Raw genomic sequence first — 20,858 nt, forward strand, 5'->3', positions numbered from 1 at the left:
GATAAGTTAGTCTTTTCTATAGATTTTCGCTACAGTCGCCGACTCCTGCCGGATGAGTGAGCAAATGAGACATCCCTACGACGCCTAAGCGACGGGGATGGCTCATCGCTCACCCGGCGGAAAGCGCTCGACTGCAGCGAGAATCACAGCGGACACCTTTTACCACGCAGTATCCCTATACCGCGTTCGACATAAAAAATGGCATATCTTATTTTAATTGAAAAAAACATCTACATGTCTAGATTTTTATAATTTCCTAAAGCATAAAAAAGCGTCTCTTCCTATTGAAGAAACGCATCCGATTGCTGAAGAAGAACACCATTATTTGCTATGAAGTAATGCTGGTTCCTATTATGTTGTATAAAACAAACAAGAATAGTACAAATTTATCTCACATAATGTTTTTTAAAATCTGGATGGATAGAAAACTTATGACGCAAATCAACGAGGTTTTTCCCGAAACTTTCCTCTAAAAGTTCTCTATGTTTCTCCATGATTTCCATGAGGTACAAATCATGAATGATGACTTCTGTAATTGGCATTACTAAACCTACATGCATTGTCCATGCTGCACGGCTATCTTTCCCCAGCGAGACAATACCTGCTAATACTTCTGAATCATCTCCACTAATAACAATCCATCGTCCACCATACTCTTCTGTAATTTCATGCCCCATATAATGGAGGTAGACATTAGCAAAATCAGAGACGATTTCCCCATAAGCAATAATCGTTACGTTGACCCCTCTTTTTGCTGCCTGTCTTAATTCAGACTCCAATTCTTCAAATTCCTCTTTCCAAACTTCTAAGAGAATTCTCTTTTCAGCAGATAATATACAAGCTTTTACTTTATCAAGTATTTCATTGCTGCCCGTGATATTCCAAATATTTTCACGGTCATTTGCAGAACGTTCAAACTCCGCTAATGATTTTTCTGCCAGTTCAAAATTCTCTTCTGCTTTCATTCGGCGGTTTTTAATTAGCTCCTTTGCAGGAACAGGGGAATACTGTGGCGTGCTTCCAGGACTAACCAGAATATCTCCTCGCATGGCGAGACTGTCCAGAACTTCATATATTCTTGAACGTGGGACACCTGAATTTTTTGCTACTGCATAGCCAGTTAATGGCGATTCTTGCAATAAGGCAAGATATGCTTTCGCTTCATATTCGGTAAAATTTAGATTTTTTAATGTTTCTAAAATGTTTTCTTTCATAAATCCTCCACATAATAGTAGTCGCTACCTTTGTAACTAATATTATAACAAAATCCGTTGCTTTTTCCAAAGAGCGTCCGTTATAATTAAGTAGTTACTTGAGTAGCTACTACTTAAAACAAGGACGGGGGAATTAGTATGGAAAGCTTACTTACATATATTTCAATAGCTGCAATGATGGTGATCATACCAGGGGCAGATACTATGCTTCTTGTGAAAAACACTCTAAGATACGGACCAAAAGCTGGACGTTATACGGTACTCGGAATGGCAACAGGACTTTCTTTTTGGACACTTATTGCTATTCTTGGATTATCAGTTGTCATTGCACAGTCAGTAATTCTGTTTAGTATAATAAAATATTTGGGAGCCGCATACTTAATTTATTTAGGTATAAAAAGTTTTTTTACTAAAAGTGTTTTTTCTTTAGAGGAAATTCAAGTACAAGCAAATACACCTACAAAGTCTTCAAATCGGCATAATCAAGACTCCTTTAGACAAGCGTTACTTAGCAATATTCTTAATCCCAAGACTGTTTTGGTTTATATAACAATAATGCCTCAGTTTATTAATTTGAGTGAAAATGTAAATCAGCAACTTATTGTATTAGCATTAATCCTTACCTTACTCGCAGTAATTTGGTTTCTATTCCTTGTGTATCTCATGGATTTCGCTAAAAAATGGCTAAAAAATTCTAAATTTCAGAAGGGTTTCCAAAAATCAACTGGATTAATTTTAGTAGGTTTTGGTATTAAAACTGCACTTTAAATTAATTTACTAACCGTTCGGAAAATCGAACGGTTTTTTCTTTTTCAATTCTTCTTTCACTAAACTGCCACGTTACTTAAAGAGAAAGGCTCTACTTCTAATTAAAGTAAAGTACCCGTTAACCATGTAACTACAAATGCAAATAATCTATGTCTGTCATAGAAATAATTAGTAATTTTCTTTTTTTGTATTGAATTTTAGTTCAAAATAATATAGGATATACAACAATCTATAGAAAAAGCTATGAAAAGAAGAGTAAACATGCGCACTATCTACAGAGACCTCTGTTAGCTGAAAAAGAGGGATAGTAAATGTGTTGAAACAAGACTTGGAGCTGTGCACTGGATTTGTTTGTTTGTTTGTTTGTTTGGAACAATGATGTTGCAACGTATTCTCCCGTTAACGAGATAGAGTATCGCTGGTGATGTAGTCACAAAGCCGTACTCGATAAGACTTCTGCAGTAATGTGGAGGTGAACTGGGGTGGCACCGCGATAATACTCGCCCCCAAGATAAATATCTTGGGGGTGAGTTTTTTTAGTTTGTTTTACCAAAAACTAAAATAGGAGTGGTGCATATGACCAGGTGGAAATATCTCTTAATGCTTTTAGGAGGAATAGGCATTTCAAATGTGGGGGGATGGGTTTACCTAATCGCATTAAACTTAATTATATTGAATGAAACAGGTTCTCCACTCGCAATTGCCATATTGTATATACTAGGTCCAATTGCAACTATATGTACGAATGTTTGGGCAGGTAGTTTAATTGATCGAGTAAATACACGGCGACTTATGATGGGATTAGATGTTTTCCGAGCGCTATGTATTGCGTTCATTCCATTTTTACCTTCCCTTATTTATGTGTATATACTAGCGTTTATCATTAATATGGGAAGTGCTATTTTTCAACCTACATCTATGGTTTATATGACTAGACTAGTACCTGAAGAAGATCGGCAACGCTTTAATGCACTTCGTAGTTTTATCAACTCTTGTGGTTCCCTAATAGGTCCTGCTATTGCTGGGATTTTATTTTGGATGGGTACTCCTCATACTGCCATCCAAGTGAATGCTGTGGCTTTATTTTTTTCGGCACTTATTATTATGATGCTACCTAATGTTGATGGAAGACTGGAAGAGACGGAGGAGCAAAGATTTACTTGGGATATGATAAAAAATGATTTTCGGGTTATTTTTAGTTTCAGTAAGAACTATACCTATGTCACAAAGATATATTTATTGTTTAGCAGTACTACTATATTCATGACTGCAATAGATTCTCTCGAGGCGGCATTTGCTAAAGAAGTACTTTCCATATCCGACACCAATTATGGGTTTTTATTAAGTGTCTTTGGAGCTGGAATTATAATAGGATCAATTATTAATTCAGTATTTTCCAAACAGCTTGCAGTCAATCTGTTAATAGGTTTTGGTACCATTTTTACCTCAATAGGTTATATAGTGCTTTATAGTTCGAATGGCTTTTACAGTGCAGCTCCTGGCGTATTTTTAATTGGGTTTGCTGTAACGTTTGCAAATACAGGGTATTTAACTTTCTACCAAAATCATGTTCCTGTGAGGATGATGGGAAGGTTCGGAAGCTTCTTTAGTGTTATGGAAGCAGGTTTCATTGTTGCTTTAACGGTTTTAATAGGTTTAGCTTCTGAATTAACTTCAATCCGTCCTGTGGGGTTAATAGGTTCATTTTCCTTCTTCATATTAGGGTTGATGGCATGGAAAGCTATGGCAGGTGGAAAACGGAAGGAATATTTTCAAAAAGGTGCTGATTCAAATAATGTTTAAGTATACTGTGTGTTTTGTGAAAAACAAAAATTATATATTAATGCTCAACCGAGAAAAGTCGCCGATTATGGGTGTTTGGAATGGAGTAGGTGGAAAAATTGAAAAAGGGGAAACACCTGATGAAGGTGCATTACGGGAAGTGTTTGAGGAAACAGGGATAAGTGTAGAACATCACTTTTCCAAAGGTACTGTAAGTTGGGAAACTTCTAATGGCGAACTAGATGGAATATATATTTATTTGTATGAAGTAGCTAATCATTTAAAATATGAAACACCCCAAAAAACAAGAGAAGGTATTTTAGATTGGAAATCCATTGATTGGATTCTAAATCCACAGAATCTGGGAATTGCAGAAATGGTTTCTCAATACTTACCCGTTCTTTTAAAGAAAGAAGACCACTACTCATTGAAATATCAAGATGGTCAAATGTACACCCTTGCTATAAGTTAAATAAAACCTTACTACGCATTCATAGGTAGTAAGGTTTAAAAAATGCTCCAATTGCTTTGGCGTTATTGGCCCTTAGAAGATAACATGGATTTTGCTAGTTTTCACAACGTCTGAAGTTGGATAAACTACTGGTGCTTTAGTTATTGTGCTAGTAATGCTAACTTGCTTTTAGATGGTGTTTCGTATTTTATTTTCGTGGATTTCTGAACATAACTTCCATTACCTACCCCATATAAACCGCCATGATCACTCTTATAGCTATACACTCGATATTCCTCGCCTTTTTTCAAAGGACGGACGGTAGTCAGTGAACCATCGCTCTCCATTTTGACTAAGTTTGTATTAGATAGAATAGTAACTTTACCTATTTGCCCTAATTTTAGTTCTGTTTTTCCCCACATAACTTTTACAGTGGGTCCTCCTACCTTTTTCGTAATGTAAGCAGAAGAAATATAACCTGCTAGTTTTTGATCCTCCGTTTTAACTGGGTACCATACAAATTGGTTTAAGCTTGTTGAGGAGTGGTCATATTGGAAATTTCCATCAATAATCAAAGCAGTATTTTTTGTTACAGCTTTTGCTACAGAAGAAGTACTAGGTTGTGACCTTAAATTTACCATGTCCGCTGTTATCGATACTTTGTCTCCTTTTTTAAATCGATAGGCAGTGGGATGTAACTTATCTGTTACCGTATATTCCATCTTGCTGAATTTAATATTTTCACTGCTGTTAGAGTCATATTTAAAATCAGCTGTCTGGAAAGGAAGCAGTCCTAATTTCATGCCGTTTAAGTAACTATCTTTTTCAATTTGCGCAAAAACCTTTTCTTGGTAAGCCTCTCTATTGTTCAATCCACTAGACTGATAAAGAGGACTATTCACGGGCTTTGTACCGTTATAAGCCATAATAGGGAAATACCAATTTTCGATTACTTCTTGTCCTACCTCTTTTATTTTAGGCAAGTCTGTACGCTTATACATACTCGTAAGGATTTCGACACCTGCTTGAATATTGTAGTTAATATCGTATTTTAATCTCTCTTGATCATAGCCTGATTGATTGGTAATTTGCATAAGACCAATCCCATTATCTTTTGAAATGATAGGTTGGCCATTTTCATCAAATTGTTTCCAAGCCCCATTTTCTCTTGAAGCAACAGCTTTCACCACTTCGGGAGGAATGTTCGCTTCTAATGCCGCATTGGTAAGTAAGCAGTTCATATGCTGAAAAGTAGGATTTTCGTTTGGCTTTATTTCACCATAGGATGAACATGTTGAGTCAGCGAAAGCTTCTTCAGAAGACCAACCTAGGAACAGTAAACAAGTTAAGAATCCTACTCCCATTTTGATAGATTTCATTATTCATTCTCCATTCAATCTTTTTATTTATATAGTATATTTTACCATAATAGATTCATGTTTCATATAGTTGAGGGGCTCTTAAGTACCCTTCCCCCATTTTGGTTCATATGGAAGGCCTAAAGAGTGAACTTGCTTTATAAAATTTTTATCTTCTTGGACAAAACTATCAACATTTACAAGTAAATGATCAATCTTCAAATGATTCAGCTCCAATAAATTATAATTTCTATTGATGAAACATTTCCCATTCAAAGGTTTCGCTATCACTTGTTTAAATTCCTTCTAAACTATCCCTAGAATTGAAGAAGAAAGTGCGTTACCTCAATAACCCCATGCTCTTCAACTAAAACCCCTATACATAAAATTTTTCAGCAAATCACAAGAATTTAAATAGTAATAATTACGATTTATGTTGACAGAAGATATAACTCATAGTAAATTGTAAAAGTCACAAATGGTAATCGTTACTATTTGTGACTATATAAAAAGGAGAGATTTTATTTATGAAAAAGGAACTTATCAAATCAATACCTGTGTTTTTCTTATTAGTATTAATTCTTACAGGTTGTCAAGAAAAAGGAGATCTAACAGTCGAAAATGCTTCTTCTGCTTCTGAACTTACTTCTTCTGATTCCAATTCTGAATCTGCAGAAAGTACCAATCATACCCATCATCATGACCATGATCACAATGATGAAAAAGAGAAAGAAATCTATTCAGGGATATTTGAAGATGACGAAGTGGAAGATAGAGAATTATCAGACTGGGAAGGAGATTGGCAATCAGTCTATCCATATTTATTAGATGGAACTTTAGATGAAGTTTTGCTGAAAAAAGTAGAGACAAAGAAAGATAAAACTTTTGAAGAGTACAAAGAATATTATAAAGTTGGATATGAAACTGACATTGAAAGAATCAATATAAAAGATAATATGATGACATTTTATAAAAATGGAGAAGGAAAATCAGCAGAATATAAATATCATGGATACGAAATTTTGACTTATGAATCCGGTAATAAAGGCGTTCGTTATTTATTTGATTTAGTTGGAGAAGTAGATGGTGTTCCAAAGTATGTTCAATTTAGCGACCATAGTATTTATCCAACAAAAGCAGAACATTACCATATTTATTTTGGAGATGAAGATCAGGACACTCTATTAAATGAACTAGACAATTGGCCAACATATTATTTTTCTATTTTAAGTGGAGTCGAAATTGCAGAAGAAATGAATGCACATTAATAGGATAATACTGTTATTTACATGACCAACCTTTTATATTAGTTTTCACTATTGGTACGAGAGTATAAAAGAAAGCTTAAGAAAAAAGCAATCTTTTATACTCTCGAATAGTTATTAAACAGAAGATGATCACTTACAAATATCCCCGTTCTAACGTGAGCAGCATATGCTTGTTTAGTAAAATGCCCGGTTAGTGCACCAAGATGGTCCTCTTCAACTTCTACATCTCGCTTGAATAAGATTTTAACAATTACTTTCACTTAATTTCGTTTTTGTGAAAAGACCTGCAATGATTGTTGTAATTCCACCTAACAATATTATAAAATAAAAAAGCATTAATGTTGCTGTTGCCTCTAATCCTTGAAGTAACTTAGTTTCGTGTAATAAAGGTAAAGATATCGGATACGTTAAAACCGATAATATCAAAACAATTCCAGCTATTATTCTACTTTTCTTATTCCTTGTAGTTAGGTATATAGATAAACAAACAATTGCAAGTGCTAATATTATAAACATGGTTACTATCATTTTAGACCCCTCTCTTATAAACATATTTCACCATTTAGAAAACCTTTGTTGAACTATACTAATCGTTTACTCCTTTAATAATTACATGGATGAAATAAGAAAAGAGTGGAAAACCACAAAAATAAAGTTACTAGCTCTTGCAGGAAAGTATTAGTGAAAGGTACCACAAGGTTCTCTTTAAATTGATTTAGAACCATCCCGTAATTCCTCATAGTTTCATTTTATCAAAATAATAAAATACATAATAGACTGAATAGTGTATATTTAATTCTAACAGAGGGACTCTTTTTAAGCGTGTATAATTCAAGTATAGTTATACTTAACCTAGTCAAACGTCTCACAAAGAGGAGATTCCAATTATGAAAGAACAAGATTGCTTATTGTTAGTGATTATACATGAGGAACAAAATATTACGAAGGCAGCGAATCGGTTATTTATGTCTCAACCTGCTCTTACCTATCGGCTGCAGCAAATTGAGCAGGAGTATGATATTAAAGTTCTGAAACGAGAAGGTAACAAAATGAGGTTTACACCCGAAGGGGATTACTTAGTTGAATTCTCAAAAAATATGCTACTTGAGATAAGTAAAATGAAGGATTATATGAGTTTAATCAAAAACAATACCCAGGGACGACTTAGAATAGGTGTTTCTAGTAATTTTGCGTTGTACAGTCTACCCCCTATCATAAAAAAATTCCTGGAGTTGACTCCTAAAGTGCAAGTTAAGATAAATTCCGGTTGGAGTTCAGAGATTGTCCAGTTATTAAAAGAAAATGTTATTCAAATTGGGATTGTAACAGGAAACTATGATTGGTATGAAGATAAGATACTTTTACATGAAGATCCAATTTCCATTATTTCTAATAGACCTATCCAGCTGAAAGAGTTGCCTTCTACACCAATGATATCCTATCAGCCGAATAATCTTATTAGAAAAACGCAAAAGCCTTCAAACCCTTTATCCAAACTAATTGAAAATTGGTGGCAAGAGAACTTTACATCACCTCCAATGATTAGCATGGAGATTGATAAGGTAGAAACATGCAAAGAGATGGTTGCGAATAATTTAGGATATGCGATCATCCCTAAATCAGCTCTTACTTCACATGATTCATTCTATACATATGATTTAAGAGCCGAAAATGATGAGTTAATAATCCGGAAGACATGGCTAATGTACCGAGAGTCTTCCCTTGAGCTATCACCGGTTAAAAGCTTTGTTGAACATATGAAAAAAGCCTTATTATAGGCTTTTCTCTATAAATCTAGTACGGAAAATGGCAGGCAACAAAATGACCACTTTCTTTTTCAGTAAATTCTGGTAGGACGTCTTTACATTTTTGGGTTGCAATTGGACATCTCGTGTGAAACTTACAGCCAGATGGTGGATTAACTGGACTCGGGATATCTCCCTCGATACCAACATTTTTACGATTATTTCTTAATGTAGGGCTGGAAATAGGGACAGAAGATAATAGTCCAGCAGTATAAGGATGCATCGGCCTTTTAAATAACTGCTCTTTCGTTGTTAACTCAACAAGATCTCCTAAGTACATAACACCAATACGATCACTAAAATGTTTAACAGCTGGCAACCCGTGCGCGATAAAAATATAAGTTAAATGATATTTTTTTTGAATAGAGGATAACAAATTTAATATTTGAGCTTGAATAGATACATCTAATGCAGAAACTGGTTCATCACATACTATAAGTTTAGGCTTTAGAGCAAGAGCTCTTGCAATCCCAATTCTTTGTCTTTGCCCACCACTAAACTCGTGAGGAAATCGGTTGGAGTATGAAGGATCCAAACCTACATCATCCATTAATTCAAACACTTTTCGTTCCAATTCATTTTTATGGAGTTTCATATGAGTAATTAATGGTTCGGCTATGATATCAAATAATCTCATCCTCGGGTTCAATGATGAGAAAGGATCTTGAAAAATCATTTGAAAATCTGTTCGTTTCTTCTTCAATTCTTTTTCTTTTAATGAGGATATTTCTATTCCATCAAAAACAATCTTTCCTTCTGTAGGTTTTAATAAACCCATTATCAAATTGCCTAACGTTGATTTCCCACACCCTGACTCTCCAACAATCCCTAGAGTTTCTCCTTTATTTACGGTTAGATCGATGCCATCGACCGCCTTCAAATATTCTTTATTCTTTTTAAGAAGATGTCCTCCCACTTCAAAATGCTTTTTGACACCTTCTAAGATCAACAGTTTCTTTCCAGTTTCGCCGTTTAAACGAATACTATCTTCCAATGTTTTCAGCATAAAACAACTCCTCCTGGTTTTCTTCATAAAGCCAGCATCTGACCTTATTGGAATCTCCCAAGCTTGTTAGATTCGGACTCTCTTGGCGGCAGATTGCCTTCACGTATGGACATCTTGGATGAAAGGAACAACCAGTAGGTCGATTCGCTGGAGAAGGTACGTTGCCTTTAATTGGTTCTAAATCATCCTTTTCATCATCCAAATGGGGAGTACTATTTAATAATCCCTTTGTATATGGATGCCTTGGGTTTGCAAAAAGACTAAATACATCTGCTTCCTCTACTACTTGACCTGAGTACATAACAATCACTTTATCCGCTATTTCTGCTACTACACCCAAATCATGTGTAATTAATAAAATGGATGTATCAAAATCATCCCTGAGTCCTTTCATTAATTTTAAGATTTGAGCTTGAATAGTTACATCTAAAGCAGTCGTCGGTTCGTCAGCGATTAATAATTTTGGACTACATGCCAATGCCATAGCAATCATCACACGTTGCCTCATCCCACCACTTAGCTCATGGGGATACGATTCATATATCTTATCTGCCCGCGGTAATCCTACTTTATTTAACATCTCTATACTTCGTTGTTTAGCCATTTTTTTTGTTAGTTTTTGATGAAGAATAAGTGTTTCATTCAATTGCTTCCCAATTTTAACCACTGGATTAAGAGAACTTAGTGGCTCTTGAAAGATCATCGAAATGTCATTACCTCGTATCGATCTCATCTCTTTTTCTGAAATCTTTGTTAAATCTTTTCCTTCAAAAATAACTTCACCATCTACAATCTTTCCAGGTGAATCTACTAATCTCATAATTGAGTAAGAAGTGACACTTTTACCGCAGCCTGATTCACCAACAATTGCAGTTGTTTGTCCTTTATCGATAGTGAATGAAACGCCATCTACTGAAGGAATAATTTCTTTATCTGTGTAAAAATGAGTTTTTAAATTGACTACTTCAAGCATCTTTGTCATTTCCATTCCTCCATTCACTAAGATTTAGTTCCTCGTGATCTAGGATCTAGTACATCCCGTAACCATTCTCCTAAAAAAATAATTCCAAGGACTGTAATCGAAATTGCTACACCAGGAAAAGTCGATAACCACCAACTAGTTGCGAGATGTTCCCTTCCTTCACTCAGCATAATACCCCATGAAATGGCAGGAGGTTGAATACCTAATCCTAAAAAACTTAAGGAAGATTCTGTAATAATAGTTCCAGCGATACTTAATGTCGAAATGACGATAATTGATGAAAAAACATTAGGTAAAATATGTCGGAAAATAATATTAAAATTTGAAACTCCAATTGTCTTCGCCGCTTTTACATATTCTCTTTCTTTGATACTTAATGTTTCACTTCTAACCAAACTTGCATACATAACCCAATTCGTTACACCAATGACAAAGATCAAAGTGAACAATCCAGGATTTAATACCGTTAAAAAGACGATACAAAATAAGGTAGTCGGAATCGCCAAAAAAGAATCTACCAATCTCATAATAAGACTATCAACAATTCCACCATAATAACCTGCAATAAGACCAAATATAACGCCTATTAACCCTCCGACAACAACAGATAGTATACCTACAATAATAGATATTCTCGAACCATAAATAAGTCTGCTTAAAATATCACGTCCAAGATTGTCTGTACCAAGAATATGACTTAAGTCCCCATTAATAAGCCAAAATGGCGGCTTTAACATATTTGCGGTATCAATTTTATTTGGATCGTATGGTGCGATGATCGGTGCTAACAACGCCATTAAACATACAGTTAACACGATAAGGAGACCTACAACTCCCGTTTTGCTAGTTAATAACTTTTTTAATAGTACTAGCAACTTTTTACTCATGTTTTCTTTTTGTCTACTGCTCTCAACCGGATAAGGAGATAGCTCAGCCTGATTATTCAATTCCATCGATTTACCTCCTCGTTAAATAAACTTTATCCTTGGATCTAGTACACGGTACATGATATCCGTCAGTATATTGATGAATATAATCATGCTTGCTGTGACAAAGACTGCAGCTTGAATTATTGGAAGATCCTTTGCATAGACCGCTTGGATGATCAATTGCCCAAGTCCTGGCCAAGCAAATATCATTTCCGTAATTAACGATCCGCCAACTAAAGCTGCGGCTTGAAGGAAGGTAATCGTAATTACAGGTACCAATGAATTTTTAAAAGCATGTTTAATCACAACGGCCGAATATTTTAAGCCTTTGCTACGTGCTGTTCGAATATAATCCTGATGAAGGATTTCTAACATACTAGAACGAACAAGTCGCGTGATTTCTGCGGACATTGCCGTACCTAAAGTAATGGCAGGCAACACAATATGAGCATAGCTTCCTGTTCCTGAAACCGGCAATACTTTTAGAGTGACAGAAAAAACTAAAATCAACATAATTCCTAACCAAAAATTTGGAATAGCTTTACCTAATACAGAAAAGCTTGTTGCAAAAAAGTCAATGACAGTATTAGGTTTCACTGCAGATATTATCCCCAATGGAATAGCAATTAGAATCGCAATAACCATCGATGCTGTAGCTAACTCAAGCGTTGCGGGTAGCCTTTCTAACACAAGTCCTAATGCCGAAGTCCCGTATTGATAGGATTCTCCAAAGTCACCCCGAATCAAATCTAAGATATAATTTCCAAATTGCACATAAAATGGCTGATCAAATCCCAATGCATGGCGAAACTGAGCTATCTCCTCTGGAGATGCATCTGCTGGCAACATTGTGGCAACAGGGTCTCCAGCTATATAAACAAGAACAAAAATCATGATTGTAACGATAAAAAGAACTGGAGGAATTTGAAGTAATCTCATAAATAAATATTTCCACACGGCTATTCTCTCCCTTTAGTTGAACGACTTAATATTATATCTCTGATAACAATCTTCCCTTTCACGTCATTGCTGCTAAGCTACTTCAAAACCAATCCCGTGACGTTTTTATGGAAATTCCCCCTCTCTATTTTCGATGAAAAAGGAAGGGGCAATAAGCGTAGTGTTTCTTAAAATGAGACTACTTATTTATTATATCTGGAATGTAAATAAGCTCATCCATTCTTGTTTCATATTCTATAGATTTAGAAACACCAAAATATTGGTCAATTTGAAATAAAGGTAAAATTGGCTTTTCATCATTTGCAATATCTTGAACGCGTTGATACATTTCAATGCGAGCGCTTTCATCCATTAACGTTTCAGCATCGCTTAATAACTGGTCAACTTCTGGATTACTATAACCGTTAATCGAACTAGCACGATCCGTGCCGTAGTAATTTAGTGACTGACCAGCATCGAAAAACGAAGAACCTAGTGCTATTAAGTAGCCATCTTTAAACTTTTGTTGTTCTCTTAACTCAACGAATGGTTCCCACTTCATCAGATTCATTTCTGTTTTGATCCCTGCTTCTTCTAGCATCCCAGCAATCAGTTGCATAACTTCACGGTCTTGAATATACCTTCCAGTTGGACCAGATAATTCTATAGTCAGCCCATCTTCATATCCTGCTTCTGCAAGTAGTTGCTTTGCTTTTGTAACATCGTAGTTATACTTTCCATATAACTCCTCTTGTGCGCCTATGTCTCCTGGGTTCACACGTGAAAGTGACGGAGTTCCACCACCATTTAACAAACTATCCACGATTGCTTGATCATCAATAGCATAATCCATCGCTTCTCGAACTTTCACATCCGAAGTTGGCCAACCTTCCTGTGTTCGAAGAAAAATCATATAATTTCGGTTAGAGGGGCCATTAACAATTTGACTGTTGTCTGAACTCTTTACCCGCTCCCAATCACTTGGAGGAACATTTGCAACAATATCAATGTTTCCTGACAAAAGTTCAGCAACCCTAGTTGAGTCCTCAGGAATAGCTCTGAAAATAACCTGGTCAACATTTGTTACTTTCTTGCCAAAATAATCTGGATTAGCCTCTAATACAACCTGATTATCCCTTTTCCACTCAACAAATTTTAATGGCCCAGATCCAACTGGACTATTTTCAAAGTGATCCCATCCATTTTCTTCAATATAATCCTTTGGTAAAATTCCGGACGCTTGTCTTGAAATTCTGCTCAAAAGCATCGGATCAGGTTCAGTTGTAATGATTTGAAACTTTAGATCATCCAATACTTTCACTTCTTTTATCGTGTCATAATCACCATGACTTCGAAGAGTATCATCCTTTGCAACTCTTTCAAGTGTAAATTTAACGTCCTCAGCTGTTAAATCTTCCCCATTATGAAACTTGATGCCTTCGTTGAGTTTAAACTCTACAGTCGTATCATCGATTTTATTCCATTCTTTTGCTAAATGGGGTTGAATTTCTCCTACCTTGTCTCTCATCAATAAGTAATCAAATACATTAACGTGAATTGCCTCTGTAGTTGTAGTTGTATGGTTATGAATATCCCATGTCATAAGATCCGGCCCTAAGGAAATTATTAATGTCTTATCTTCTTCCTTAGTAACTTCTGTAGTTGCACCTTTCGATGTAGTGGTGCAGCCAGCTAGTAACAGGATAGAAACTAGTGCATAAATCGATAAAGTTGAAAATTTGCCCCTCATATAAATCCCCCTAGTTTTTGGTTGTAAATTAATTAGTTGACACAAGTTCTTCTGAACTGCTTTCTAATGTTTGTTTTGCAACTATGAATTCAGCTTTAATCCTATCTAACAATTCCGGTGAATAAACTAAATCTAGACAAGTTCCACTTAATGTCTTGGCAGCCACTAAAATTGCTTCATTTCCATCACTACTTTTAGAGGCTTTCACCCATTCTTCTGTATGATTTGATGTTCCATAGGGTACAAAAGAAACACGTATACATGCACCAGGCACGCGGTGAGTGACAATACTGAAATCAGTAGAACCAGTTCTTTCACGGGGTGGTGTAATATTCTTTGCCCCTGAAAAATGTGCATTTTCTAAGAGCAAATCATTTAAACTTTGAACATTCAACTTATTCTCCAGTGACTTTAAAGTATGAATGATTACTTTAGTTCCGGTAGCTAATGCCGCACCTTTAGCTACGTTAAACACTCGTTCCACAACTTCATTTAAATATTTTCGATCCTTCGCACGAACGGAAAATTTGGCTGTTGCTCTTTTGGGTACAATGTTAGGAGCTTTCCCTCCATCCGTGATGATGCCATGAATTCGAACATCCGTACGAACATGCTCGCGTAAATATTCCATTCCATTAAAGGTCATAAGAACTCCATCTAATGCACTAATTCCTTGTTCAGGAGCTACAGCAGCGTGTGATTCCTTTCCGATAAATTCAAATTCAAAGTTATCTACAGCTAGTGATCTTCCATCAACCGTCGTCCGGTCACCACCGTGCATCATTAATGCCACATCAAGATGGTCAAAATATCCTCCATTAGCCATCGGAATCTTGCCACTTGTTGTTTCCTCGGCAGGAGTGCCGATTACTTGAATCGTTACATCCTTGTGGCTCAAATGCCTCGAAAGAGCAATGGCTGCTCCTAATACGGAGGCAGATTGTAGGTTATGACCGCATCCATGGCCAAGATCCATTAATGCGTCATATTCACAAAGCAATCCAATTACCGGACCCCCCAATCCATTTTTATAGGTGGCAATAAAGGCAGTTTCTAATCCGGCAATCCCTTTTTCAATAGTGAAACCATAGTTTCCTAATGTCTCCGTAATTTTCTGAACTGCCTTAAATTCCTCATTACCTAATTCAGGATTATCATGGATGTAATCACTAATACTAAATAAAACATCACTTAAACTTTCTACTTCGTTAAACAATACACTTTTCTCATCCAGCAAAATCAACACCTCAACTCTACTTAGTTTTCAATTAATAACATAAACCAATAAATAATAAAATATTAAGTATTCCGATTTATTAGTCTAATATTAATGAAACATAGAATTAAAAGGAAATTTAAAAAAGTTAAGTCAGTAATAAAAAAATTCTATAGCTGTCCTTTACCTGTTTAGCGAAAACCTTTTTATGTATGCAAAATAATAGTTTACCATAATTATTTGATAATTTTAATGATTATTACTAATCAGGTGTTTTAAAGATTGGACTGAAATGATTGAGGAAAGTACCTACATCTTCTGTTTTCATGATGGGAAACGATGTCAAAGATTTGCGAAAATTGCTCAGTACCTTCGACTACGTGAAAGGTGTGCCCTATTTTAATGCCACTTAAAGGGACAAAAAAAGAAAGAAAAAAGCGTAATCCAAATAGGACTACGCATTCTTCTTTTCTTATCGCTCTTCAACTAGTCGAGTAGAAGGGAACCTCTCTACCTTGCGGTAGATTGTGTTCCTCCCCCCTCACAGAAACGTGCTTGTGCTATTTACGCACACGGCTCCTCCAAGTCACCACTCACAAAATGTAGCTAATTTCTTTTGATGAGATTTTGCTTATTCTGCTATCCTTACTAGTATAGTTTACATTTATTATCTCTACCTCAGTGTGTAGTAAATGTGCCCCAAATAAGGGTGATAACTTGGTAGCAACCTTTCCTCCATCGATTACATGCTTGTTTGCCTGAAAAAAATTGGTGCTTAAATCGGTTATATTTTTCTAAGTTAATGAAAGTAATTCTTTACTTTTCCACGGTGGGAGGTATCCACCAATAACCATATGATTGATTAAATCACCTTCTATATAAGCGCTATGGTCAAAGAGGCAAAATTACAACCAAACTCCCTCAATCCTAATATCTCTTATACAATCTAACCCCTATAAACACTATCACATGTTCCAGGTAAGGGTTCATAAAAACAATGTTGTTTATATTGACCAGTAAAAGGCTGATCGTACCATGTTGGAGGACATGGACCATATGGATTAAAATACCAAAGCGCATATTTTGCTGGGTGGTCTCGCCAATAATCCAAAGCCTTCTTGGCTAATTTTTTTTCTACACCTCTTGCTCTTTCATAAAATAAATTACCTTTCTGAACAGCTTCAAAAGAATAATTGCCTCCTTGAACATGATAAATGACATCTGGAATTGATCTTAAATCTCTGAAGTCTGTACAATCGGCTTGAACACGATTAACAATTACATTTCCAACATACAACATTCCTTGTTGTCCTTCAGCTTCTGCTTCTGCCCTCATCATCCTTGCCATTAAGTCAATATCTGAACTTTTGTATTTTACTCTTGGCATTTTTTCACCCCGTATGTATTGTATGAAAAAAAACTCAATTGTTGTCATTTCTTATAAAATACCGTTTTTTTACTTCGTATTTTCTAACAATATTCCCGCAATAATAATACGCAGAGTAGCAAGTGTTCGTGGTGGAGCAGACTGGAGTCCAAATTTCATTGCAACTGCTCCAGAGGCATATAACAAAGTAAATAATAGACCTAACTACTATCAAAGGAAATTGCTTACTAATCAGTACTAACTCGCTAAACCCAAATATTATGCGGTTTTTCCACTGTGTGCATCCAGAAAATGGCTTAGGGCAACAAAGGGGTCATTGAAAGCAATCAATTCTATTCGGAGAGCAACCAAGTCTTAAAATAATAAGTTTATTTGAAGGGTGACGTTAATGAGTGTTGCGCATTATCCCTAAAATTTGCAGGAATATACATTTTTTCTCCTCTCAAAATCTTTTATTATCAAACTCTATAGGATAATGGTTTGTTATTTAATGCAGCATTTCAGTTGTAACATTTAATAACAAAAAACGGCTTATGATTATGCAATCCATAAGCCGTTTCTATCAAACTATATTCAAAAGACGTTGGTTCTCTCTACTTTATCCACTATTTCTTTTCCATCTTCCGACCATTTCACTAATCGGTAAAAAGCATCATGATAAAAGCTGAACCAATAATTAGATTGCAATGCTGCGTTTACCCACTTTTCTTTCTCAAAAATAGAAGTCATCGGGTAATCATCGTAAGCCAATACCCATAGTGGATTTTGATGTGCATTTGTTGGCATTAGGTCCGCCATATGAATAATGGTCTCATCGTTTTGCTTAAACAAAACAATACTATGTCCATCGCTATGACCACCAGTGTGTATCATTTCAATCCCGTCCACTACTTCTATGGAACCTGAAAACGTCACTACTTGATTTTCTATTGGCTCCCAATTTTCTTTCCAATATGTATTTTGTGAACGCATATTTGGGTTTCTCATTTCATCCCATTCAACGTCCGATACATAAATTTTAGCATTTGGAAAACTAGAAATAAGCTGGCCATCTACCCATTTCGTTAATCCACAAGCATGATCAAAATGTAAATGTGTCATGATTACCAGATCGATTTCTTCCGGGAGTACACCAAGTTCCGCTAAATTGTCTTCCACTTGAGATTGGTCGGTTATCCCATAGTTTCGTAGTTGCTTGTCCGTAAACTTACCGTAACCCAGTCCAGCTTCTAGTAAAATTTTTTGTCCGTTGTACTGGATGAATAGTGGATCGGATGGTAATTCGATTTGATTCTTTTCGTTGACTGGATATTTCTTTTCCCATAAGGCTTTTGGTACAACCCCAAACATGGCACCCCCGTCCATGTGTGTGGTTCCACCTTTTAACCAAGTTAAAGACATGTCGTGAAATTGAAACGTATCCATTCTCCCAAGTCCCCTTTTATACGAATTTTGCTTCTACTCGATAAATCGGCTGTCCTTTTGCAGAAAACTTCTCTTCATATTCCGTCATAATATTATCTTCCGGCATATTTACGTGCAAATCGAGCGAAACATCTTTTATTAACATACCATAAGCCGACATACTAATTAAAGAATACTCAAATAATCCACGGTTATCTGTTTTAAAATGGATTTCGGCATTATCGACTAGAATTGATTCATACAGTTCCAAAAATCCTTCATGTGTTAATCTTCTTTTCGCATGTCTAATTTTTGGCCATGGATCAGAGAAATTCAAATAGACGCGGTCTACATCGTTTTTCTCAAAATACTTTGCCAAATCTGCTCCATTCACTTTTAATAGACGTAAATTTGGCGGCGATCCTGCAGCTATTGCATTCTCAAGTGCCGAAACTATCACACTATCATATAACTCAATGCCAATATAATTAATATGTGGATTTTGCTTTGCCATCCCAGTGATAAATTGACCTTTTCCTGTTCCGACTTCAATATGGAGAGGATGATCATTTTTAAACTCCTTGTCCCAATTTCCTTTTAATGCTTCTGGGTTTGGTATTACTATTTCAGGGTGGCTATTTATAAATTCCTCTGCCCATGGTTTATGTCTTAACCTCATTACGTTAAACTCCTTTTTCTGTGTGTTTTGCTAAGTTCCAAGCTTTTGGTATGACGGAAAATGAATACGCGTGATTTTCATCTGTTATACAAGAAAATTCCCCGTCTACATGTCCATAAACCTCGTCATGCATAGTTATTGTATAATTTTTTGCTTGAAATTGTATGACCTCTTTATACTTTGTATGTTTTCCAAAAAACACTGTACCAAATATAAATAATAATTTCCATCTGGCTAAATTGTATACGACTGTCATTTCAATTAGTTGGTCATCTGGTTTGGACGAAGGGGATATTTTCATTCCTCCACCAAAGTATGGCTGATTGCATACAACGATGAACCAAACATCGTCATACGTTACCACTTCTTCATCTTTATGTAAAGTGAAAGAAAATCGCTTAAAAGTAAATAATTCTTTGATCAGGTACAAAATGTATGTTAACTTTCCTAAGCCAAATGTATTTAATCGCTTTTTCCATTTGGAATGATTGACGGAATAAGCTACTTTCGCGTCAAATCCAAAACCCGCATTATTGACAACCTCATACTGATGTTGACCAGTATCTAACAAAGCTAAATCCATTTTTACAGATGCATAAGTGCTATGTACATAACAATCTAATTGCTCTACCGTTTGAAAAACAGAAAATGTTCGGCCGAAATCATTTCCACTACCCGCAGAAATAACACCAACATGAACATGATTATATCCTGTAATTCCAACGATTATTTCGTGGATCGTACCATCACCCCCAACAGCGACGATCAACAAGTCGTCATCAGTTGATATTGCATGATTTCTAGCAATTTCTATAGCATGTCCACTTCGTTCCGTTATCATATACGTATATTGAAAAGTAATTGCTTCTTTCCATTTCTTCCAAATCTTTTTTCCACGTCCATTACCTGCATGCTCGTTTACGATAAAAACTACGTTATTCATCGTTCTCCTCGCTATCTAGATCCCAAGAAGATCTCGAATAAGAAGTAGTTTGCACTAAATCCAAAATTGCTTGTGCGGCTTTAAATTGCATATGTTTCATAGGGGAAAGAGAGTTTTTTAAGGATAATAACCACTCTGCATATGTCCTGCTATCGATAAACTGTACATTATAAGAAGAACCAGGATAGTCGATATATCCATTTCTTGAAAGAATCACTTTTCTAATCGGTAAATCTATTTCTTCCTTTTTAAAAACTTGCAATAAGATGGATTCCATACGATTGATATTAATCATCGGACTTAATACTTTTTTCTCTTCTTTTCCACTTTTTTTAAGCCAAAACCGGTCACCACTTCCGATGAATGCATCTAAGTTTTGTGCTTCTAGCATGACAATACAAACGATTTCAGTTGGCAAAACAAGCATAATATCTAACTCAATCGGTGCTTTTTTTAGCTTTAAAATCGGATAATAAAACAAAAAATAATTGTCCGGCAAGCTTTGCATAAACGTTCTCAACAACGTATCACGCATAAATTTGGGATCCACATACGATTTTTCGCGTAAAGTAGAACTGGCCCATTTTAATTGAAAATGGAAAAGCTGATCTAAATACATTCTTTTTAACTCTTCTTTCGTTTGCGGCTCATAAACAATTTTGGGTTCAAAAAAAAGTGGTATAGGCTCATCCGGAATATTATCGATGTCCTCTATTTCGCTATTCTCCCATGTTTCTTCTACCGCACTTTCCTCTTTATTGCGATTAAATAGCTTGGAAAAAATAGATTTTTTCTCCGGTTCTTCTATTACTTCCTCTTCCGTTTCTTCCCAAGTATTATTGAAAGCCCCTTTTTCAAACGCTTCTTTCGTTCGTTCCCATTGTTGCTTTTTCAATCGAACGAATTGAGTTGGGTATCTCGCTAAATCTTTTTCGTAGCGGGAGACATAATCTTGTAATTTCACTAATTGAGCCATT

Annotated in this window: 19 protein-coding genes and 1 other annotated feature; of the genes, 5 read left to right on the forward strand and 14 right to left on the reverse strand. The window is 35.7% G+C overall.

Annotated elements, in window-relative coordinates; genetic code table 11:
- Window positions 1-386: 386 nt before the first annotated feature.
- Window positions 387-1,214, reverse strand: a complete 828-nt coding sequence (locus FG383_RS10605) for a TrmB family transcriptional regulator (RefSeq protein WP_142607383.1) — start codon at window positions 1,212-1,214, stop codon at window positions 387-389.
- A gap of 138 nt (window positions 1,215-1,352) precedes the next feature.
- Between FG383_RS10605 and FG383_RS10610 the strand changes: the two genes are divergently transcribed.
- From FG383_RS10610 to FG383_RS10620, 3 genes are all read left to right on the forward strand, one after another.
- A complete protein-coding gene (locus FG383_RS10610; protein ID WP_142607384.1) occupies window positions 1,353-1,982 on the forward strand; it encodes a homoserine/threonine efflux transporter in 630 nt (209 codons plus the stop codon).
- Between the two features lie 234 nt (window positions 1,983-2,216).
- Window positions 2,217-2,493 (forward strand) — a binding site (T-box leader).
- 65 nt (window positions 2,494-2,558) lie between these two features.
- The gene (locus FG383_RS10615; RefSeq protein ID WP_142607385.1) at window positions 2,559-3,785 is read left to right on the forward strand and encodes an MFS transporter; all 1,227 of its coding nucleotides are present in this window, start codon (window positions 2,559-2,561) and stop codon (window positions 3,783-3,785) included.
- Window positions 3,778-4,236: an NUDIX hydrolase gene (locus FG383_RS10620; RefSeq protein ID WP_142607386.1), complete on the forward strand. Its 459-nt coding sequence runs from the start codon at window positions 3,778-3,780 to the stop codon at window positions 4,234-4,236. The genes FG383_RS10615 and FG383_RS10620 overlap by 8 nt, the downstream gene beginning before the upstream one ends.
- Window positions 4,237-4,376: 140 nt before the next feature.
- On the opposite strand, the gene FG383_RS10625 is transcribed toward FG383_RS10620, so the two are convergent.
- Window positions 4,377-5,594, reverse strand: a complete 1,218-nt coding sequence (locus tag FG383_RS10625; protein ID WP_142607387.1) for a transglycosylase SLT domain-containing protein — start codon at window positions 5,592-5,594, stop codon at window positions 4,377-4,379.
- A 506-nt stretch (window positions 5,595-6,100) separates the two neighbouring features.
- Between FG383_RS10625 and FG383_RS10630 the strand changes: the two genes are divergently transcribed.
- Complete coding sequence (locus tag FG383_RS10630) at window positions 6,101-6,841, forward strand: metal-binding protein ZinT (protein ID WP_142607388.1); 741 nt, start codon at window positions 6,101-6,103, stop codon at window positions 6,839-6,841.
- A gap of 243 nt (window positions 6,842-7,084) precedes the next feature.
- On the opposite strand, the gene FG383_RS10635 is transcribed toward FG383_RS10630, so the two are convergent.
- A complete protein-coding gene (locus FG383_RS10635; protein WP_142607389.1) occupies window positions 7,085-7,369 on the reverse strand; it encodes a hypothetical protein in 285 nt (94 codons plus the stop codon).
- A gap of 359 nt (window positions 7,370-7,728) precedes the next feature.
- Here FG383_RS10635 and FG383_RS10640 point away from each other — a divergent pair, with 359 nt between their 5' ends.
- Window positions 7,729-8,619, forward strand: coding sequence for a LysR family transcriptional regulator (locus FG383_RS10640; protein WP_142607390.1), 891 nt, complete (start codon window positions 7,729-7,731; stop codon window positions 8,617-8,619).
- A gap of 16 nt (window positions 8,620-8,635) precedes the next feature.
- Here FG383_RS10640 and FG383_RS10645 read toward each other — a convergent pair whose 3' ends face one another.
- The 11 genes from FG383_RS10645 to FG383_RS10700 all read right to left on the reverse strand — a co-directional run bounded on the left by FG383_RS10645 (window position 8,636) and on the right by FG383_RS10700 (window position 20,857).
- Window positions 8,636-9,652, reverse strand: coding sequence for an ABC transporter ATP-binding protein (locus FG383_RS10645; RefSeq protein ID WP_142607391.1), 1,017 nt, complete (start codon window positions 9,650-9,652; stop codon window positions 8,636-8,638).
- Window positions 9,630-10,634 carry an ABC transporter ATP-binding protein gene (locus FG383_RS10650; RefSeq protein ID WP_142607392.1) on the reverse strand — a complete coding sequence of 335 codons (1,005 nt, stop codon included), beginning with the start codon at window positions 10,632-10,634 and terminating at the stop codon, window positions 9,630-9,632. Before FG383_RS10650 ends, FG383_RS10645 begins: the two co-directional genes overlap by 23 nt.
- A gap of 17 nt (window positions 10,635-10,651) precedes the next feature.
- On the reverse strand, window positions 10,652-11,521 hold the full coding sequence (locus FG383_RS10655) for an ABC transporter permease (protein WP_425467641.1): 870 nt from the start codon (window positions 11,519-11,521) through the stop codon (window positions 10,652-10,654).
- 81 nt (window positions 11,522-11,602) lie between these two features.
- A complete protein-coding gene (locus FG383_RS10660; protein ID WP_425467642.1) occupies window positions 11,603-12,502 on the reverse strand; it encodes an ABC transporter permease in 900 nt (299 codons plus the stop codon).
- Window positions 12,503-12,701: 199 nt separating this feature from the next.
- Window positions 12,702-14,252, reverse strand: a complete 1,551-nt coding sequence (locus tag FG383_RS10665) for an ABC transporter substrate-binding protein (RefSeq protein WP_142607395.1) — start codon at window positions 14,250-14,252, stop codon at window positions 12,702-12,704.
- A 28-nt stretch (window positions 14,253-14,280) separates the two neighbouring features.
- Window positions 14,281-15,468 carry a M20 family metallopeptidase gene (locus FG383_RS10670; protein WP_246096962.1) on the reverse strand — a complete coding sequence of 396 codons (1,188 nt, stop codon included), beginning with the start codon at window positions 15,466-15,468 and terminating at the stop codon, window positions 14,281-14,283.
- Window positions 15,469-16,414: 946 nt separating this feature from the next.
- Window positions 16,415-16,855: a cell wall hydrolase gene (locus FG383_RS10680; RefSeq protein ID WP_142607396.1), complete on the reverse strand. Its 441-nt coding sequence runs from the start codon at window positions 16,853-16,855 to the stop codon at window positions 16,415-16,417.
- Between the two features lie 573 nt (window positions 16,856-17,428).
- Entirely contained in the window at window positions 17,429-18,280 is an 852-nt protein-coding gene (locus tag FG383_RS10685; RefSeq protein ID WP_142607397.1) for a YtnP family quorum-quenching lactonase, read from the reverse strand.
- Window positions 18,281-18,296: 16 nt separating this feature from the next.
- Window positions 18,297-18,938, reverse strand: coding sequence for a tRNA (guanosine(46)-N7)-methyltransferase TrmB (gene trmB, locus FG383_RS10690; protein ID WP_142607398.1), 642 nt, complete (start codon window positions 18,936-18,938; stop codon window positions 18,297-18,299).
- A gap of 4 nt (window positions 18,939-18,942) precedes the next feature.
- The gene (locus FG383_RS10695; RefSeq protein WP_142607399.1) at window positions 18,943-19,881 is read right to left on the reverse strand and encodes a diacylglycerol/lipid kinase family protein; all 939 of its coding nucleotides are present in this window, start codon (window positions 19,879-19,881) and stop codon (window positions 18,943-18,945) included.
- A complete protein-coding gene (locus FG383_RS10700) occupies window positions 19,874-20,857 on the reverse strand; it encodes a nuclease-related domain-containing protein (RefSeq protein WP_142607400.1) in 984 nt (327 codons plus the stop codon). The genes FG383_RS10695 and FG383_RS10700 overlap by 8 nt, the downstream gene beginning before the upstream one ends.
- Window position 20,858 lies beyond the last annotated feature (1 nt).

Source organism: Psychrobacillus soli, assembly GCF_006861775.1.
Lineage (GTDB): Bacteria > Bacillota > Bacilli > Bacillales_A > Planococcaceae > Psychrobacillus > Psychrobacillus soli.

Bases quoted from the DNA above. Each gene is read 5' to 3' on its own strand.
- FG383_RS10655 (WP_425467641.1), bottom strand. From the start codon at position 11,521: ATGAGTAAAAAGTTGCTAGTACTATTAAAAAAGTTATTAACTAGCAAA.
- FG383_RS10620 (WP_142607386.1), top strand. From the start codon at position 3,778: ATGTTTAAGTATACTGTGTGTTTTGTGAAAAACAAAAATTATATATTA.
- FG383_RS10665 (WP_142607395.1), bottom strand. From the start codon at position 14,252: ATGAGGGGCAAATTTTCAACTTTATCGATTTATGCACTAGTTTCTATC.
- FG383_RS10695 (WP_142607399.1), bottom strand. From the start codon at position 19,881: ATGAATAACGTAGTTTTTATCGTAAACGAGCATGCAGGTAATGGACGT.
- FG383_RS10610 (WP_142607384.1), top strand. From the start codon at position 1,353: ATGGAAAGCTTACTTACATATATTTCAATAGCTGCAATGATGGTGATC.
- FG383_RS10685 (WP_142607397.1), bottom strand. From the start codon at position 18,280: ATGGATACGTTTCAATTTCACGACATGTCTTTAACTTGGTTAAAAGGT.
- FG383_RS10640 (WP_142607390.1), top strand. From the start codon at position 7,729: ATGAAAGAACAAGATTGCTTATTGTTAGTGATTATACATGAGGAACAA.
- FG383_RS10650 (WP_142607392.1), bottom strand. From the start codon at position 10,634: ATGACAAAGATGCTTGAAGTAGTCAATTTAAAAACTCATTTTTACACA.
- FG383_RS10700 (WP_142607400.1), bottom strand. From the start codon at position 20,857: ATGGCTCAATTAGTGAAATTACAAGATTATGTCTCCCGCTACGAAAAA.
- FG383_RS10635 (WP_142607389.1), bottom strand. From the start codon at position 7,369: ATGATAGTAACCATGTTTATAATATTAGCACTTGCAATTGTTTGTTTA.
- FG383_RS10615 (WP_142607385.1), top strand. From the start codon at position 2,559: ATGACCAGGTGGAAATATCTCTTAATGCTTTTAGGAGGAATAGGCATT.
- trmB (WP_142607398.1), bottom strand. From the start codon at position 18,938: ATGAGGTTAAGACATAAACCATGGGCAGAGGAATTTATAAATAGCCAC.
- FG383_RS10680 (WP_142607396.1), bottom strand. From the start codon at position 16,855: ATGCCAAGAGTAAAATACAAAAGTTCAGATATTGACTTAATGGCAAGG.
- FG383_RS10630 (WP_142607388.1), top strand. From the start codon at position 6,101: ATGAAAAAGGAACTTATCAAATCAATACCTGTGTTTTTCTTATTAGTA.
- FG383_RS10660 (WP_425467642.1), bottom strand. From the start codon at position 12,502: ATGAGATTACTTCAAATTCCTCCAGTTCTTTTTATCGTTACAATCATG.
- FG383_RS10645 (WP_142607391.1), bottom strand. From the start codon at position 9,652: ATGCTGAAAACATTGGAAGATAGTATTCGTTTAAACGGCGAAACTGGA.
- FG383_RS10605 (WP_142607383.1), bottom strand. From the start codon at position 1,214: ATGAAAGAAAACATTTTAGAAACATTAAAAAATCTAAATTTTACCGAA.
- FG383_RS10625 (WP_142607387.1), bottom strand. From the start codon at position 5,594: ATGAAATCTATCAAAATGGGAGTAGGATTCTTAACTTGTTTACTGTTC.